Raw genomic sequence first — 17,376 nt, 5'->3', positions numbered from 1 at the left:
ACATTCCATAAATGAAAATATTCATGAGAAAATAAACCCATCGAATTTTTTATGGCATTGTCATTCATAAAAGCATTGGGAAGATTTTGGCAGGTTGTAGAATTCAAATGTTCAAGTCCGCCACTTGGATTTAAAATTTGATGATTAATAAAAGTGTAATCCTCACACGGGTTTTCTCCAATCACCGATGCTGCGGCTTCTGTTACTTTTTTAAAAGCTTCGATTACTTTTTTCTCATCATATTGTAATGGAGCATAACTGAAAATAGCTAACGAATGAGGAATATTTAAAGTCTTAAATGTTAATACTTTATGAGTTCCAATTTCGATTGGGCTATCTACCAAAATATCAAAATTGGGTGAAAAATAGGTAAACTCTTTATTAGGAATACTTTTCAAACCAGTTGAAATGGTACTCCAGTTTTCATAGGGTGAAATTGTCAAAACTGATGGTAACATTTTTATTTGTGGAACATACAAAAACATACTTGTACCATTAACGTAGCCGTGTACATCATCCAAAAAGCTGGTTCGAACACTTAGCTCAAAAGAGTAAACTCTATATTTAACAATAATTTTGTTAGATTTTCTGTATATACGCCAGGTGTTTTTATTTATTTTTTCAAATTTTAATTGAGTAGTAGAACCATTGGTTGCCGTAAAATCTTCTACATTTTTGGGATATTCTCTAATGAGATAAGAACCGGGAGTCCAAACAGGCATTTTAAAATCAATAAATTCTGAGTTTTTCAATTCATCAATTTCATCTATATTATCTAAAGTCATCGAAACTTCAAAGTAATGAGTCCATGGTTCGGGCATTGACAGTGAGTAACTTATATTTGTTTTAGGAATTGGTTTGTCATCATTTGATGTATTTGCATTGGCAAATTGTGAGATATGAAAGTGTAGAAAAATGAATACAAGAAAATTTTTCATTGAAAAAATTAAGTTTTATAAGTTTGAGATGAGTTTTGAACAATTTTTCAGTAAAAATAACGTTTTTTGCACGTTGGCGTATCATAAAATGCGTCATTTTTTCTTCGAAACAATAATTGGCACTACGTTTGATTTAAACTATTTACCTAACTTTGTTTATTGTTCGGGATTAACTCCCATACTTACCTTAATTCCATGAAAAAAACCATAGCATCTTTGCTTGTTTGTACGTTTACGTATATAGCTACACCTACATTTTCACAAAATACCATTGCTTATACCGACCCCGAATCATATTATCATAGGGGGATTGAGCTTTTTCAAAAAAAAGTTTATGCCGCTTCACGGGCAGAGTTTAAGCATTACATGGCTCTCACTGAAAAAAGCCTCAAAGAAAATGAATTTAATTTGACAAATGCGGAGTATTATGCAGCTTTGGCTGGACTATATTCTAAAGCCATTGATGCTGACATTGAGATTGAAAGATTTGCGGTTAATCACTCTGACCACCCAAAAGCAAAAATAATTTATAATGATTTGGGGAAGTATTTCTACGACCAAGGAGATTATAATCGTGCGATTGCGTATTTAGAAAAAGCAACCAATAATGCAAGTAATAGTTTACAAACACTAGAATTGAAATATAAACTAGCTATTTCCTATTATCAAACCAACGATTTTCAAAAGGCTTTGCCTTTGTTAAGTGAAGTAAAAAGTACGGCATCTGATTTTTCTCAACCTGCATCTTATTATTCGGCAGTTATTAACTACAAAAAAGAAAACTACGATGCTGCTTTGGTTGACTTTAAGAAAGTTGAAAATGTAAATCCTTATCGAAATGAAATTCCTAATTGGATTGCAAATATATTATATGTTCAAAAGAAAAATGATGAATTGTTGGCATATACTGAGCCTATTATTGAAAAACCAAATGGAAAAAAAATAGATGATATTTGCTTAGTAACGGCTGAAGTATGTTATTTCAAAAATGATTTTGAGAAAGCAGTTAAATATTATGATAAATTTAAAAATTTTAAACGAGGTGCAGTTTCAAACCAAGTAACATTTCGACACGCCTATAGCTTATACAAAACTAATAATTTTGAAAAAGCTGTTGAAAATTTCAAGAAAATCGCCACCTTCAATACGGAGTTAGGTCAACAAGCAGCCTATTATTTGGGTATATCTTCTTTAAAAGCCAATGATTTAAATGCTGCATTTGCTGCATTTGATAGAGCTAAATCTGCAAATTTTGATAAGACAATCAAAGAAGAAGCACAATACAATTATGCCAAAGTTGCCATTGATTTGGGCAATAACCAACAAGGCATCGTCGAATTACAAGAATACTTGAAGAATTATCCAAATGGCAAATATGAAGATGAAGCCAATGAGATTTTGAGCGAAGTTTTGTTCGATTCTAATAATTATGCACAAGCAATTGCTTATATCGAAAGTTTGAAGAAAAGAACCTCTAAAATAAATTCAGCTTACCAACGTCTGTGCTACAATCAAGGCGTTTTGGATTTTAATGCAGAACGATATGCAAGAGCAATTCAATATTTTGATAAATCGCTTAGTCAACCAAATGATAATGAATTAAAACAAAATGCACTTTTTTGGAAGGCTGAATCTGCTTATGCAGCAAAATTACCAGAGGCAGAAAGTTTATATAAAGATGTATTGAGCGGAGGCTCAGAAACTTTAAAGCAAAAAAGTCGCTATGGGTTGGGTTATTTGAATTATAATAACAAAGATTATAAGCAAGCGAGTAATTATTTTAAAGAGTTTCTGAAAGGGGTAAAAAACGAAACCAATCGTCAAAATTACGAAGATGCACTCGTTAGAATTGGAGACTGTTATTTAGCGTCAAAAAATTATAATGAAGCTATAAATTACTACGACCAAGCTATAAAAGATAATCGTTCAGAAAAAGATTATGCCATGTATCAGAAAGCTTTGACGCTTACCTTTCTTGGAAAAAACCAAGAAGCTCAACAAGTTTTTGATAAAATCACAACACAATATCCTAATTCTCGTTTAGCTGATGATGCACTTTATCAAAATGGGTCATTAGAATTAGACAAAGGGAATTACCAAAATGCAATTGCTATTTTGAGTAAAATGGTTCGTGAACGCCCTAAAAGTGGACTTATTCCGCAAGCGTTATCAAAAAGAGCTTTGGCTTATGGTAATTTAAAAAATTATGAGGCAGCAATTATTGACTATAAAGTAATTATTCAGCGTTACGGTAAGTCAGATGCTGCTGACAATGCACTTTTGGGATTACAAGAAAATCTTAATACAGTTGGTCGTCCAGAGGAATTTACATCAATTGTTGACGAGTATAAGAAAAACAACCCTCAAAATGGTTCTGTCGAAAATCTCGAATACGAAACTGCTAAGAATTTATACCTCAATGAAAAATATGACAAAGCAGTGGTTTCTTTACTGAAATACATTAAAAATTATCCTAATAGTACTAATGTTTTTGAAGCAAGGTATTATTTGGGAGATTCATATTATATCTCAAATGACAAATCTAATGCCTTAAAATACTATAATCAGGTAATTGCCGATAACCGTACAACTTTTGTTCCTAAGTCGGCTTTGCGTGCTGCGGTAATTGAGGTGAGTAGTAAAAACTTCAAAAATGCCATTACAAATTATCGTACTGTAATTGTCTCTTCTCAAAACAAACGTGATATTGTTACAGCGTGGCAGGGCTTAGTTGAGTCTTATTATACAATTGGAAATCAAGATTCGGTTATGGTTTATTGCCGTGAAATTATCAATAATAGTGGAAATATTGTTATGGGTGCATCAAATAAAGCTCAATTGTTTATCGGAAAAGCCTATATGCAGAAAAATGATTTTGCAAAAGCAGAAGAAGAGTTTAAGAAAACCATTGTTATGGCAAAAGACAATAATGGAGCAGAAGCTAAGTATTTTATTGGAGATATTCAATACAAAGCCAAAAAATACAAGGAGTCAATCAAGACATTGCAGGAACTGTCACAGGATTTTTCAGAATTTGTTTATTGGTACGAAAAAAGTTTTCTGCTGATTTCAGACGATTATATTGCTTTGAATGACTTTTTTATGGCAAAAGCTACATTAAAATCGGTTATTGAAAACTCAGATACACCAGAAACTGTTGATGCGGCCCAGAAAAAAATAAAAGAAATTGAGAATAAAGAATAGTTATGATTGTCGATTTTTAATTGAAAGTTTTGAAATAGACTCACAAGAAACATTTCAAAATTGGAATCAAAAATTATCAAATTACAATTAAATCTGTACTAATTAATCGTAAATCGTCAATCAAAAATCCTAAATCAAAAATATGAAATATTCAAAAGAAATAATTAAAAATATACTTCCCACTTTGGGCATACTAATAGCCATTCCATCTTTTGCTCAATTAGATGATGACATAATTATTACCAAAGACCGAAAAGTAGAATTACCACCAGCAAATAGAGTTTTCGAGAAAATTCCTCCTGTAAAAGGTAATCCTGATGAAAAACAGATGAAATATTCCTTTTTCGACCGCAAGCCAAAGGGTATTGAAGAAGTAAAATTCAATCCAAATGTTGTATCACCTGACGGTGGAAAAAAGAAAGAAGAAGCCGAAAAATACAATAATTACATAAGTCTTGGGACCGGTAATTATGGACGTATTTTTGGCGAAGCCTTTATTAATTCACTACAAGAAAATAAAATGATTTTGGGTATTCATGCCCTGCATAACTCAACTAATCGAGGCCCAATTGATGATAAAAATTCGGCAAATATGTATGACAAAGCTGAAATTACAGGCAAATATTTAGCCGAAAAATTTCAAGTAAGTGGTGGTTTGACCTACAACCGAGACCAATACTATTTTTACGGCTATAAGCGTCCAAGAGTAGAATTTGACAGAAATCAAATTAAACAAATATTAAACACCGTTCAGTTTAACGTTGGTTTTGAAAATATTGCACCTAATCCAAGAGTTGATTACTCACTAAAAACGAGTATAAAATCGCTAAAAGATAATTATTCAGCTCAAGAAACTGACTGGACAACAACCTTTAATGCTTATTTTCCAATAATAGAAGAAAAATTTATTGCTCTTGTAAATGCTGATGCGAACATGGCACAACGTAGCGATGGTGAAGTTGACAAAAGAAACTTGTTTAGAGTTGAACCATCATTCAAAGTCAATCTTAATCGTTTTGGTGGGAGGATTGGATACAGAGCAGTCAATGAATTTGATGCCGTAAAAAATATCAATCGAACTAAAGGTTTTCCGACTATAGAATTAACATATAAATTTCCAGGCCTTATTTATGTTTTTGCAGGAATGGATGGTGATATCGTAAGAAATACTTTGAGTAGTTATCTTGCTGAAAATCCATATCTGAAACCTCAAACTAAGTTATTGAACACAGAAAAAATTCGTGAATTTTATTTGGGTGGTAAAGGTGACATTGGGTCTGGATTTAGCTTCAATTTCAAGGGTTCAATGGGATATTATAAAAACCTGTATTATTTCAATAATTATTCGCCAAAGAAAAATGAATCTTTAGCTGATACTTCAAAATTTGCTATATTATATGACAGTCTCAGTACGCAGTATGTGAATGTTACAGTTCAGCTAAATTATCAACCAGTAGAAATGTGGCGTACATATCTCCGTGCAGATTTCAATCATTATCAGCGACGAGCTTTCGAAAAACCATTTCATAGACCGCTTGCTTCAGTTAAGTGGGGAAATACACTTATTGTTTCAGATAAATTGGTTGCCAACTTAGATTTTTACTACTATGGAAAAACTTATGCTAAAAATCCAACCACGCAACAATTAGTTACCAATAAAGCAATCTTTGATTTGAATACAGAATTTGACTATTTATTCGGTAAACAATTTACGGCTTTTGTTAAACTAAATAATATTTTAGGAAAGAAATACGAGCGTTATTTATATTATCCACAACAAGGCTTGAATTTTCTTGTAGGTGTCAATTATTCGTTTTAACTTAGCATTACGAATAGACTCCCAAACATAAACTTCTCTTATGAGACCAATTGCTGATCATATACGCACATTGTTATTTGACCATGACTATGTAACTATACCTAATTTTGGGGCATTTATTGCTAATTATATGCCTTCAAGTTTCAATGAAATTAGTGGTTCTTTGATGCCTCCACAAAAAAGAGTTGCTTTCAATGAGATTTTGAAGCAAGATGATGGCTTATTAGCCACCCATATTTCACGCCGTGAAAGTGTAACAATTGATGAGGCAAAACGAAAAATTCAAGGTTTTGTTACTGATATTAAAGATTCTTTAGCTACTGAAAAGTCTTTTACTTTTGACAAAATTGGCAATTTTTCTTTGAACGAGGAAAATAATTTAGTGTTCGACCCAGATCGTAGAAATAATTTTTTTAGCGAAAGTTTTGGCTTTGATAGCTTGTTCCCACGTCAAATAACTAAAGAAAAATATACTTATAGTCAGACATTTGAAAATGATGATGATGAGTCATTGATTCACGAAAGTTCGTATTCAACTACTCATAGACGTAAGAAGTTATCAGGTGGAAGGCGTTCTGCATGGACTTATGCTCTGTATTCATTTCCAATTCTCCTACTTTCATCGGGACTTATTATTGTTTTATTTTCAAGTCCAAAAAACATCAATAGTCCAGCAAAAGCGAGTTTCAATCCTTTAGATTATATTCCAAGAAATAATGTAGTTGCAAAAGTAGAAAAACCAATAACAGTACAACCCATTAACAGTACATCTTCTGAAGAAGAAATTATAAAGCCAAATTTTGAAACCTCTCAACCAGTTTCAGTAGATGAAGTTAAGAAAGAAGAGATTAAGAAAGTAGTTAAAACTGCTGAAGTTAAATTCGAAAAAGTTGTTGAACCATCAACAAAACCAACTTTAGAGCATACTAACATTGCAATAAATATTAATCAAAAGCGTTATTTGATTGTTTCAGGTGTTTTTAAGAGTATTGACAATGTTGAAAAATTGCAATCTATTCTTCAAAAGAATGGCTTTTCGCCCAGAATTGAAAAAGTAGGTGATTTAATGAAAGTTATAGCTGGTGAAGCTAATTCATATTCAGAAGCTGTAACTTTATCAGAAAAACACAGAGCTTTAATCGGTGAAAAAGCTGCAATTATCAAAGAAAAACATTAGCATCAAGCTAATCTCTATAAAAAAAACCTGTAAGATAACCTTGCAGGTTTTTTTGTAATACATTAAATCAGCTAAAATCTTTAAACCATAATAATGGTCGCTTATTACTTTCTAACTAATAAAAAATATGCAATCTGTAACTCTCGAACAAGATAATAAGAAAAATCAAACAACTGCATTTTTTTTAAGTGTGGTGATTTATGCCATTTTCCTTGGCATTCTTTTTTTTCTAAAATTGATATACACAGCACCCGAAGAACCCGAAGGTGTAGAGTTAAATTATGGGGTAGATTTAGTAGGAACGGGCAATATTCAAACAACAAATAAAGCGAATATTTCTCCTAACAATTTTGATGTGAAACCCTCTGAGAAAAAAGAAGAGGAAGCAAAACCAATTAAAACAAAACCAGTTGTAGTTCCGCCACCAGTTGAAAAATCTGTAAAGGTGAAAATAAAAGAAACACCAACTAAAGCAGTGATTACTACGAAAGAGGATAGCCCTGTTGAGGAGAAAGAAACCAATAAGCCATTAAAAAAAGTCGAAACCAAACCAGTAGTAAAAACTTCACCAGTTGAGAGTAAACCAAAAGTTGAAACTCCAAAGCCGGCACCGCCAAAACCTGAGCCACCTAAACGCTCTGTTGAAGAGGGGTCAATTATGAAAAAAGGTGGAACAGGCTCTGGAAGTGGAAGTAAGTCAAATTCCAGTTCAAACGGAACTATAGGAACAAAAGATGGTATTGGTGGAAATAATAATGGCGATGGCAAAAAAGGGGAGGTGGGAGATAAAGGAGATCCCAAAGGAACTTTAGATGGTAAAAGTATGATGGGCAAACCAGGAAAAGGAGGAGGCTCTGGAGCTTCTATCGGGGGTTTGAGTGGATGGAATAAAAAGAAACTTTCTATTCCAAATGATGGTTCGTCTGAAACAGGTAAAATTGTTTTTAAAGTTACTGTTGATGATTCGGGTGATGTTGTTGGAATTAGTGTATTAGAATCAACCGTTAGTGCAACTGTTCAAAATTTTTATAAAAATTATATTCAGCAAAAATTAAGTTCAGTTCTCTCTCCCGAAGGTACACCACCTCCAAGAGCAACAGGAACAATTACAATCAATATTCAATCAGGAAATTAGTTTGTTGTTTTTATTAAAAGGGCGATTTAAAGTGTTAATTCACTCAATCGCCTTTTTTTTTGGCGGATGATTTTTAGAATTGAAAGGTTGTGATTAGCTTTGTATTTAAAATTAAAAAAGTGACTTACCAACAAACCATCAATTATTTATATTCTTTACTTCCAGTTTTTCATCGAATTGGATCAAAAGCCTTCAAAGCCGATTTATCTAATACATTAAAACTTTGTGAGCATCTCGGCAACCCTCAAAAAAAATTTAAAAGTATTCATGTTGCAGGAACAAATGGTAAAGGAAGTACCTCACATTATTTAGCGGCAATTCTACAATGTGCAGGATATAATACTGGACTTTATACATCACCTCATTTAAAAGATTATACTGAAAGATTCAGAATTAATGGAAAATCCATTCAAAAAACGAATATTATTTCATTTGTAAAAAAAAACCAATCCATTATTGAAGAATTGAAACCTTCTTTTTTTGAGTTAAGTGTAGCTATTGCTTTCGACTTTTTTGCTCAAGAATATGCTGATAACTGCACAATAGATATTGCTGTGATTGAGGTGGGCCTTGGAGGAAGATTAGATTCAACTAATATCATAATGCCCGAATTGAGTGTTATTACAAATATTGGTTTAGATCACACAGATATATTGGGAGATACTTTGTCAAAAATTGCTTCCGAAAAAGCTGGGATAATAAAGCCACATATACCAGTTGTCATTTCTGAAAGACATATTGAAACCGACAGCGTATTTAAAGAAAAAGCCAATGAGCAAGATTCGCCAATATATTTTGCACAAGATAATTTTCACATTCTTGAAAAAGAAAGTAAGAATGCTAAACTGATTGTTGATATTTTTGACAGGAATAATAATTTGATTTATGAAAATGTTGAATCACAATTAATAGGTACTTATCAATTAAAAAATCTCATTGGAGTTTTTCAAGCAATTGATGTTTTGAAAGAGTTAGGATATCATATTCCTGATTCAGCTATCAGGAAAGGTATTTCAGAAGTAGTTTCATTGACTGGTTTAAAAGGACGTTGGCAAGTTTTATCTCAAAAACCATTGACGATTTGTGATACAGGTCACAACGAACATGGACTGTTAGAAGTTTTAAATCAGATAAAAAATATGAAAATAGGTGGCACTCCATTGAAAGAGAAATATTTTATTTTGGGTTTTGTAAAAGATAAAAATGTTGAGGAAATACTAAGATTATTCCCAAAAGATGGGAAATATTACTTTTGTGAGGCAGATTCACCACGTTCCATGCCCGCTGAGAATTTAATACAAATAGCAAAGTCGCTAGGTATATCAGGATATCCAATTCTCAACGTGAATGATGCACTAAAAAAAGTACTAAAATTGGCATCAAATGATGATTTTATTTACATTGGAGGTAGTACATTTGTAGTAGCAGGATTAAATAATTTATGAATCATAATAATTATACTAAATAAATAATTTGAAAATATAAAAAGTATTAAAAATATAATTAGTCAAAATGATTAATTGCTTGATTATCAACTATTTACAAAACAGAGTAGGAGAGTGGCCAGACAAAAATTACCAAGATTTGAATACAATACTCAATCAGAAAATGTTATTGAGCGTGGGAAAGAATTATATACAACCATTAAAGGAAAATGGAGAGAGACGTATTTTAAAAACAGAAATCCGATAGTCTTAGAACTGGCTTGCGGCAAAGGTGAATATACTGTTGGTTTAGCACAAGTTCATCCAAATAAAAATTTTATTGGAATCGACATCAAAGGTGATAGGATTGCCCGTGGTAGTAAACGAGCAAATGATTTATCTTTATCAAATGTTGCTTTTTTGCGAACGCCAATGGTTTTCTTAGAAGAGTTTTTTGAAGAAAACGAAGTTGATGAAATTTGGTTAATTCATCCAGACCCCCAACCAAGAGATAAAGAAGAAAGGAAACGTTTGACAAATCCGAAGTTTTTGGATTTGTTTATGAAGATATTAAAACCTGAAGGTGATTTTTTCTTTAAAACAGATAATTTTCCGTTATTTGAGTATTCATTACAAACAATTCCACCTAAATTTCAGATTTTGAGGCAAACAATTGACTTGTATAATTCTGAATTATTACGTGAACACTTCGGAATAGAAACACATTATGAGAAGCTTTTTGTCGCAAAAGGCTATAAAATCAACTATTTAGCAGCCAAATCACTCAAATAGTTAATTTGATGGTCAATAAACCGTAAATATTTAGCTATTAACCTAACATTTATTGTCTATTGACCATCTACTTTTTATTATTTAATCAATGTTGCAAAATACTTAACAGTTCTTACTAATTGACTTACATAGCTCATTTCGTTATCGTACCAGCTCACAGTTTTAACTAATTGGTTGTCGCCAACGGTTACTACTTTAGTTTGAGTGGCATCAAACAAACTTCCAAATGTAGTACCAATAATGTCGCTACTTACTATTTCATCTTCGTTATACCCAAAGCTTTCGGTGCTTGCTGCTTTCATCGCATCATTTACTTCTTGGAGGGTTACTTTTTTCTCCAAAACGCACGTCAATTCTGTCAAACTTCCAGTAATAGTTGGTACACGTTGAGCACCACCATCTAATAATCCTTTTAATTCTGGCAAGACCAAACCAATTGCTTTAGCTGCACCCGTACTATTAGGGATAATATTAGCTGCCGCTGCTCTTGCTCTACGTAAATCACCTTTGGCATGAGGAGAATCAAGAGTATTTTGGTCGTTTGTATAGGCATGAACTGTGGTCATACTTCCAACCAAAATTTTGAAATTATCATTCAACACTTTAGCCATTGGAGCTAAACAATTTGTCGTACAACTTGCACAGCTAATAATTGTTTCACTACCATCAAGAATTTCGTGGTTTACATTAAAAACAATAGTTTTTAAGTCGCCAGTAGCTGGAGCACTAATTATGACTCTTTTTGCTCCAGCAGTTAAGTGGGCTGCTGCTTTATCTTTGTCTGTAAAAAAACCAGTACATTCTAATACTACATCTATATTGTGAACTCCCCAAGGAATATCCGCCGGATTTTTATGAGCGTAAATTCTAATTTCATCTCCATTTACTATAATACTATTTTCAGTTGATGTAACAGTTTGGTTAAATCGTCCTTGAGCAGAGTCATATTTTAAAAGATGAGCAAGGGTTGAAGGGCTTGTTAAGTCGTTGATTGCAACCACTTCAATACCTTCCATGTTATAAATCTGACGATAGGCTAATTTCCCAATTCGTCCAAATCCATTAATAGCTACTTTAACTTTTGCCATTTTATTTTAAAATTTTGGTTTAAGTAATACTCTGCAAGTTAAGAATATTATAACTAATTGTAAAGATTTTTGAAATGATAAAGTTAAATTAAACCTTTTTTTTAAATATAAACATCATAACTACTTAATTATCAAGCTGTTATGTAATAATTAAAAAAATCTATTGTTAGATATATTTTATGAAAAGTATAGAGTTAATGGTTATACAACATTAGGATAATATTAAATTGTGTTAGTAAATTAAAAATACCAAATAATTATATTACTAACAATGTTAGTAATATTTACTAAATTCATGTTTAGTTTTAATTAGTAAAAACTAAAATTATTAGTAATTATTTCATATTTATCTATATTGTTTAGTAACTGTTATTAACTCATAGTTGCCTCCACATATATCTGAACTCTTTTAGCTCTAAATAGGGGTCTGTAAGCACTTAGCTTTGAGAATTGGAACATTATATGCTGTAATACTTGGCAATCTAACTATGTGTCTGTAACTTTGAATAAGAGGAGTATTCTGTGAAGGCTAACTAAGGGAGTATCTTTTATGTGCCTTCATATAATACTTCGTCGCAAATAGTTTGTGAATTTAAATACATAATTAAACTTAAAATAAACTTAAAATTACATTACAAACTATTAATTATAAGCGTTTTAAACATTTTTTACTAAACTTTTATTTAATACCATTTTTAACAATGAACAACAAAGAAATTATTGAACAAGTATGGGAGAATCGAACTTTGTTAAGCGACCCACAAACTCAAAACGCAATTAATGAAATAATAGAACTACTCGATAATGGAGAGCTTCGTGTATCTGAGCCAACTACTAACGGAACTTGGATTACTAATGATTGGGTAAAAAAAGCAATTATCCTCTACTTCCCAATGCAGCAGATGCAAGTGCATGAAGTTGGCATATTTGAATACCACGATAAAATGAAATTAAAATCAGGCTACGATAAGTTGGGTGTGCGTGTGGTTCCTCCTGCAGTAGCTCGTTATGGGGCTTTTTTAGCAAAAGGTGTAATACTAATGCCTTCTTATGTAAATATAGGTGCCTATGTAGATAGTGGAACAATGGTTGATACTTGGGCTACAGTGGGCAGTTGTGCTCAAATAGGTAAAGATGTTCACCTTAGTGGTGGAGTAGGTATAGGTGGGGTTTTAGAGCCTTTACAAGCCTCTCCAGTAATTATCGAAGATGGAGCATTTATTGGTTCACGTTGCATAGTTGTAGAAGGTGCAAGAGTAGGTAAAAGAGCTGTTTTGGGTGCAGGTGTAACCATCACTGGCAGTTCAAAAATCATTGATGTAAACACTGGAGTGGAGTATATCGGTACTGTGCCTGATAATTCGGTTGTAATTCCAGGGATGTTGCCTAAAAAATATCCTGCAGGCGAATTTGGCGTGCCTTGTGCTTTGATTATCGGTCAGAGAAAAGCAAGTACCGACCTCAAAACTTCATTGAATGAAGCATTAAGAGATAATAACGTGTCGGTGTAAATGAGAGTAGAATGTAGAGTTAAGAATATAGAACAAAAAATATCTTAACTCTACACTCAAATTTTACTTTTTTTTAATCCCAGCCTCCTCATCAATCTAATTTCTAGTGAATAAGCTTCACATCCTCTTCGGTTTTCAGATTATTGTCCACAGCACACACAATAAAATTCACTACTTGTTCAAATATACACCAAACGCCATGGGCTTGTCGGGTAATTATTACTTCTAATCTGGTGAATTGACAATAATTCTTTAAAATTTCCTACTCATAAACGCCAAAATTACTTCTACCAAGCTATCTACAATCCATTTAATGCGGTCGTATACCAGAGCCAGTAATAAAACCAATGAGTTTTCAGAAGAAAGGATTCTTTCGAAAATGAGTTCGGCTTCTTCTTTTTTGATAAAAACAGGCAATGGTTTGAGCATATACATCGGTTAAATCAATGGTTATATGTCAGTTATAACAATATCTTTAAAGCGGCCATATTGTACTTATGCTTCAATAATAAATATCTTTTCTTGTTAAAACTAATCGGGAGCCCCACACAATTGTCTTTTGGGTTCGGCGGTTCAGAGCTTATATAGTTGGTTTATATTATCAATGTAGCGGTTTAAAATCATACTTATTTTGCGAATAATGGGTTAAAAGATTTAGTTTTTCTGTCATCATGCTTAAGCACTGAGAATGGCGTATCCAAAAATAAAAAAAAACTCTGTCCTCAGAAAGGGCAGAGTTTATGACGATTGAATCCCAAATTGCTGGTATTGATACCATCAATGTAAACCTTTACTTAAAATATTCTTAATATGATTATAGGAAAAGCACGTAAATTCTATATAATATGATACAATGTTAAACTATATAAATGAAATTACCAAATATTTTTGTAAATTTTAATAGTATTGTAAATAGTTTCAAAATATACCTTTCAGCAACAACTTCACAAACGATTGACCTAAAGCATTCATTTACAATGTTGTAATCTTAAATAAAACTACAGAGTCATAAAAACAAATTAAGCCTTAATCAGAGTTTAAACTAGTGCAACTACTTAATAATCAATCTATTATCATTTGTAAACAGCCACTTTTTACTCGCTATTTATAATTGTGAAAAATTATTTACAAAAGTATTTGGTTTTCAATGTTAAACTATTTATATTTGTAACGTTGATATTTACAATTAACAATAGTGCTGTTTCAAATTGTAAATATTTAACATTGAAAACTGTTTCTGATATTAACAACTTTGATTTAACTTTGTAACCTATTTAAAAAGATGAACCTCAACGAAAAGATTAAAAGATTCATTATCGATAAGGATTTGACCTCCACTAAGTTCGCTGACGAAATCGGTGTCCCTCGTCCGAGCATTTCACATATATTATCCGATAGAAATAAGCCAAGTTTAGAAATTGTCCAGAAAATGTATCGTAGATACCCAGAATTGGGTTTCAATTGGTTTATCGAGGACGAAGAAGGGACAATAAAAAATATTACACAAACCGCTAATAGTCAGACAATTACGACTACTAAGCGACCTGAGTATTCTCCACGAGAATCGAATGAAAGAAAGTTGCCCGAACTGAATGCTTCACAGCAAAATCTCAATCCGAGTATTTTGACAAATTTTAGTCATGGAAGTATTGCTCGCATTATGGTGGTCTTCAACGACGGCACGATTCAAGAATTTAAAATGAATTGAGTTTTACTCAAACTGAAATGCCATCAGATAATAAAAAAGCTACATGCCACATGACAAATGCGGTTTGTAGCTTTTTTTATTTTTTCTCACTCAAGCTATTGTATTTTCACTTATCTTTGTATTAAGATTACGGTGCTATTTGTGTAAAGCTTCATTTCTACACTTTTAGCTTAATAGGGAATCTCGTAAAGCGAAATATCGCCCCAATCGAGAACTGTCCCCGCAACTGTAAGCCTCATTAGATTTATTTCTAAAAACTGATTGCCCTGTCTTGGCAATACTTGCCTTTACCACTGTTCAAATTTTCGAGCGGGAAGGTGTCGCAATCAGTGAGGTGAGTCAGGAGACCTGCCGTTATTGTTATGCGGTTCGCCGCTTAGTTTTGTTGTCTTCGGAAGGAAAGACACATCACTAATTAGTCAAAAACTTTGGGCATTTCGCTCATACTTTTCATGTTTATTTAGTCTTTTTTCTTTTTTGAAGAGAGCCTTATTTGCTTTATGCAACATTTACGACACATTCAGGCGGTCTTCCGTCAGACAACATTACGTCATTTAAGGCATTCGCTTGGCAAATTTTCTTTGATTTGTGGTGGAGTTGCTATACCTTTTTTGTCATTAGCTCAAAAAAATACACCTGTAGAAGATTGTAAAGACTGTAAAAGCCTCAACGAGGTACAAGTTTTTGGCTTTTCGCCTGAACGATTTATGTCTGGCTTGAAGGTTCAGAAAGTAGATTCCATCAATTTAGCACGTTTTCAATATCAAAACTTAGCTGAATTTTTGCAGTTTCAAGCACCTCTCTCTTTCAAATCTTACGGAGCTGGACAAGCCACCAGCATTTCATTTCGTGGTACATCTGCCAATCATACTGCTGTACTTTGGAATGGCATAAATATCAATTCACCCACCCTTGGACAAAGCGATTTCTCGACAATTCCACTACTTGGTTTCGATAAAATGTCAATCCAATATGGTTCGGCTGCCAGTTGCGTTGGGAGTGATGCCGTAGGCGGAAGTGTATTATTGGGTTCATCTCCAAATTGGAACAATCAGGAAGGAATAAATATTTTAGCTGGTGGACAAATAGGTGGCGTTCCAAATGGTGGCTTTAACTATAATACCAATGGAGGGATACGCTTAATAAAATCATACAAAAAAATAATTTTTGCCAGTAAAACACTCTTTTATAACAGTGATTTTAACAATAAATTTGAAGGAACAAACAGTTCTCGTACCGACAGAAAGGGGCGAGAATATCTTATCGAGCCTTCTAAAACTTCTCAAAAAGGCTTAGTACAAGACCTTTATTTCAGACCAAAAACTCATAAAGAAAATCTCTTTTATATAAATATTTGGTTAACTGATAATAAGCTAACGATTCAACCTGCTATTATTAATTTTCGAGAAATTACGCAAACACAAGCCTACCGTTTTTTGACTGGATATCAGTTTGGCAATACTTCGGTGAAAGCAGGGTTTATTAGAGATATTTTAGATTATGGTAAAGGTGATTTCATTAGTCCAAGTCACGCCCAAACCGACCGTTATATTTTACGTAGCGAACACGATTTTTCTTGGAATAACTCTAAAACTGAATTGCTAAAAAACTCAACCTTGCGAATAGGAAGCGAATTAGTACATTATGCTACAAGGGTTGATGGTTACGGTAGTGACTTGATTCATGAGAATAGAGGCGATGTTTACGCACTCTTGCGTAGCAATATTTCTGCAAAATTAAATACCTCTATTAACCTCCGCCAAGCCTTTTCATCAAGGTATAAAGCACCATTTACTCCTTCTTTTGGATTAGATTATAAACTTATTACGAAACAAAACACTCAAATCTTGCTTACAGGTAGTGTTGCCAAAAGTTACCGATTGCCTACACTCAACGAACGTTATTGGAAAGTATTGGGCAACCTCAACATCAAACCTGAGCGGGGTTTGAACAAAGAAATTGGCATCGAATGGAAGCAATTATTGGGTAAGTTTTATAAAACTTCGCTCGGAATCAATGTGTTTCATAACCTAATTGACGACTGGACGTATTGGAATCCTGACCGCAATTATCATGTAGAAAACCTTCAACAAGTATTAAGCAAAGGGCTTGAATTTACTTCTGCATTTAAATATAACGATTTTGTTACTCAGAAAACCGCAGGATTAATTTTGTCATATTCGCTTACCAATGCCTCACAACAAAAAATTTATGATATTTATGCGGCTGATATTATAGGCAAACAGCTAATTTATGTTCCTCGACACGCTGCCTCAAGTAGTATTTATTATGGACAAAAACGTTGGAACTTCGGACTACAATCTATTTTCAATTCAGCACGATTTATTACTTTCGACCATTCAGGTCAGCCTTTCCCGCCACACTTTATTCTTAACTCAACTTTTACATTCACACTCAAACAAGCAAACCTTGTTTTCCAAGTCAACAACCTTACAAATACCGTTTACCCAAATGTCAAGAAAAACGCCATGCCTGGCAGAAGTTTTCAAATTGCATTTATTTTAAATTTTCATAAAGATTCGAGATAAGAGATTTCGAGAATCATTCTTAATTAAAAAA

General features: G+C 32.9%; 11 protein-coding genes, 1 pseudogene and 1 riboswitch. Of the genes and pseudogenes, 9 read left to right on the top strand and 3 right to left on the bottom strand.

Annotated elements, in window-relative coordinates; all coding sequences use genetic code 11:
* A pseudogene (locus ACH2CJ_RS21710) lies at positions 1-938 on the bottom strand (peptidase M61); the annotation flags it as partial.
* A gap of 195 nt (positions 939-1,133) precedes the next feature.
* Between ACH2CJ_RS21710 and ACH2CJ_RS21705 the strand changes: the two are divergent.
* The 6 genes from ACH2CJ_RS21705 to trmB all read left to right on the top strand — a co-directional run bounded on the left by ACH2CJ_RS21705 (position 1,134) and on the right by trmB (position 10,489).
* Complete coding sequence (locus tag ACH2CJ_RS21705) at positions 1,134-4,142, top strand: tetratricopeptide repeat protein (protein ID WP_394996662.1); 3,009 nt, start codon at positions 1,134-1,136, stop codon at positions 4,140-4,142.
* A 142-nt stretch (positions 4,143-4,284) separates the two neighbouring features.
* Complete coding sequence (locus tag ACH2CJ_RS21700; protein ID WP_394996660.1) at positions 4,285-5,961, top strand: TonB-dependent receptor; 1,677 nt, start codon at positions 4,285-4,287, stop codon at positions 5,959-5,961.
* 40 nt (positions 5,962-6,001) lie between these two features.
* Positions 6,002-7,138, top strand: coding sequence for an SPOR domain-containing protein (locus ACH2CJ_RS21695; protein WP_394996658.1), 1,137 nt, complete (start codon positions 6,002-6,004; stop codon positions 7,136-7,138).
* 127 nt (positions 7,139-7,265) lie between these two features.
* Complete coding sequence (locus ACH2CJ_RS21690) at positions 7,266-8,273, top strand: hypothetical protein (RefSeq protein WP_394996655.1); 1,008 nt, start codon at positions 7,266-7,268, stop codon at positions 8,271-8,273.
* 119 nt (positions 8,274-8,392) lie between these two features.
* A complete protein-coding gene (locus ACH2CJ_RS21685) occupies positions 8,393-9,718 on the top strand; it encodes a bifunctional folylpolyglutamate synthase/dihydrofolate synthase (RefSeq protein WP_394996652.1) in 1,326 nt (441 codons plus the stop codon).
* A 114-nt stretch (positions 9,719-9,832) separates the two neighbouring features.
* Complete coding sequence (trmB, locus tag ACH2CJ_RS21680) at positions 9,833-10,489, top strand: tRNA (guanosine(46)-N7)-methyltransferase TrmB (protein ID WP_394996650.1); 657 nt, start codon at positions 9,833-9,835, stop codon at positions 10,487-10,489.
* A gap of 77 nt (positions 10,490-10,566) precedes the next feature.
* Here the strand turns inward: trmB and gap are convergent, their stop codons facing one another.
* On the bottom strand, positions 10,567-11,577 hold the full coding sequence (gap, locus tag ACH2CJ_RS21675) for a type I glyceraldehyde-3-phosphate dehydrogenase (RefSeq protein ID WP_394996648.1): 1,011 nt from the start codon (positions 11,575-11,577) through the stop codon (positions 10,567-10,569).
* Between the two features lie 701 nt (positions 11,578-12,278).
* Here gap and ACH2CJ_RS21670 point away from each other — a divergent pair.
* Positions 12,279-13,088: a 2,3,4,5-tetrahydropyridine-2,6-dicarboxylate N-succinyltransferase gene (locus tag ACH2CJ_RS21670; protein ID WP_394996645.1), complete on the top strand. Its 810-nt coding sequence runs from the start codon at positions 12,279-12,281 to the stop codon at positions 13,086-13,088.
* 252 nt (positions 13,089-13,340) lie between these two features.
* Here ACH2CJ_RS21670 and ACH2CJ_RS21665 read toward each other — a convergent pair whose 3' ends face one another.
* Positions 13,341-13,523: a hypothetical protein gene (locus ACH2CJ_RS21665; protein WP_394996642.1), complete on the bottom strand. Its 183-nt coding sequence runs from the start codon at positions 13,521-13,523 to the stop codon at positions 13,341-13,343.
* An 847-nt stretch (positions 13,524-14,370) separates the two neighbouring features.
* On the opposite strand from ACH2CJ_RS21665, the gene ACH2CJ_RS21660 reads away from it, so the two are divergent.
* Both ACH2CJ_RS21660 and ACH2CJ_RS21655 read left to right on the top strand, forming a co-directional pair.
* Entirely contained in the window at positions 14,371-14,796 is a 426-nt protein-coding gene (locus ACH2CJ_RS21660) for a helix-turn-helix transcriptional regulator (protein WP_394996640.1), read from the top strand.
* Between the two features lie 113 nt (positions 14,797-14,909).
* Positions 14,910-15,167, top strand: a riboswitch (cobalamin riboswitch).
* Positions 15,168-15,296: 129 nt separating this feature from the next.
* Positions 15,297-17,345 carry a TonB-dependent receptor plug domain-containing protein gene (locus tag ACH2CJ_RS21655; RefSeq protein WP_394996637.1) on the top strand — a complete coding sequence of 683 codons (2,049 nt, stop codon included), beginning with the start codon at positions 15,297-15,299 and terminating at the stop codon, positions 17,343-17,345.
* Positions 17,346-17,376 lie beyond the last annotated feature (31 nt).

The organism is Emticicia sp. (assembly GCF_043780375.1).
In the GTDB taxonomy this organism is placed as follows: Bacteria; Bacteroidota; Bacteroidia; order Cytophagales; family Spirosomataceae; genus Emticicia.
This window is presented reverse-complemented; position numbering and strand designations above follow the sequence as displayed.

Excerpts from the sequence above, each read along its gene's own strand:
- ACH2CJ_RS21670 (WP_394996645.1), top strand. The coding sequence starts at position 12,279 with ATGAACAACAAAGAAATTATTGAACAAGTATGGGAGAATCGAACTTTG.
- ACH2CJ_RS21705 (WP_394996662.1), top strand. The coding sequence starts at position 1,134 with ATGAAAAAAACCATAGCATCTTTGCTTGTTTGTACGTTTACGTATATA.
- ACH2CJ_RS21660 (WP_394996640.1), top strand. The coding sequence starts at position 14,371 with ATGAACCTCAACGAAAAGATTAAAAGATTCATTATCGATAAGGATTTG.
- ACH2CJ_RS21655 (WP_394996637.1), top strand. The coding sequence starts at position 15,297 with ATGCAACATTTACGACACATTCAGGCGGTCTTCCGTCAGACAACATTA.
- gap (WP_394996648.1), bottom strand. The coding sequence starts at position 11,577 with ATGGCAAAAGTTAAAGTAGCTATTAATGGATTTGGACGAATTGGGAAA.
- ACH2CJ_RS21690 (WP_394996655.1), top strand. The coding sequence starts at position 7,266 with ATGCAATCTGTAACTCTCGAACAAGATAATAAGAAAAATCAAACAACT.
- ACH2CJ_RS21695 (WP_394996658.1), top strand. The coding sequence starts at position 6,002 with ATGAGACCAATTGCTGATCATATACGCACATTGTTATTTGACCATGAC.
- ACH2CJ_RS21665 (WP_394996642.1), bottom strand. The coding sequence starts at position 13,523 with ATGTATATGCTCAAACCATTGCCTGTTTTTATCAAAAAAGAAGAAGCC.
- ACH2CJ_RS21700 (WP_394996660.1), top strand. The coding sequence starts at position 4,285 with ATGAAATATTCAAAAGAAATAATTAAAAATATACTTCCCACTTTGGGC.